This window comes from Actinotignum urematis, from assembly GCF_051264595.1.
GTDB classification, from domain to species: domain Bacteria; phylum Actinomycetota; class Actinomycetes; order Actinomycetales; family Actinomycetaceae; genus Actinotignum; species Actinotignum timonense_A.
The window spans coordinates 1-508 of the sequence record NZ_JBOZBG010000044.1 but is presented as its reverse complement, the minus strand read 5'-3'; the positions used below and the strand labels follow the sequence as shown (position 1 = coordinate 508).

1 protein-coding gene is annotated in these 508 nt (G+C 52.8%); it reads left to right on the top strand.

Annotation, left to right across the window (positions count from 1 at the left end; translation table 11 throughout):
* Positions 1-140: 140 nt before the first annotated feature.
* Positions 141-508: hypothetical protein (locus ACRQDJ_RS09265; protein ID WP_435718009.1), on the top strand; the 368-nt coding region annotated here is incomplete at its 3' end.

Genomic DNA, 508 nt, shown 5'->3' with positions numbered 1-508 from the left:
ACCAATGGAGAAAAGATGTCTCACTACACGGGGTCGCTTAATTCGGCACCCGGCATTTTCGCTCCGGCTGGCAATCGAGCGGGGGGGGGGTATCTCTTCGTAAGAAGCTGTGGGCGGGCCTTACTGCTGCAGCTTTGTGTTTGAGTCTCACCCCGACGTTTAGCGCTCCTTCTGCACAAGCCTATGAGCTACAGCGGTCAGACGGTAATCTCGGTGAAATTAAAGGCTCGGTATATGGCCGAGTTTTCCACGACCGAGGCGGCAGTATCGCTAGTTTTGACAGTAATGATGAGGGCCTGGCTGGCGTCAAAGTGTATGCCCAGTGGGTTGATTTTAAAAACAAAAAGCTGAAGGGTGCTGTCTCGCCGGTCTATTGGACCGAAACTAAAGCCGATGGCAAGTACTCGATCAAGCTCCCTAATTGGACGGACGCACTAGGTATCGAGCATGAGTGGAAAGCTCAGGCAGGGCAAGGCTTGCGTATTTGGTCCGATAACCCCGATAAAAC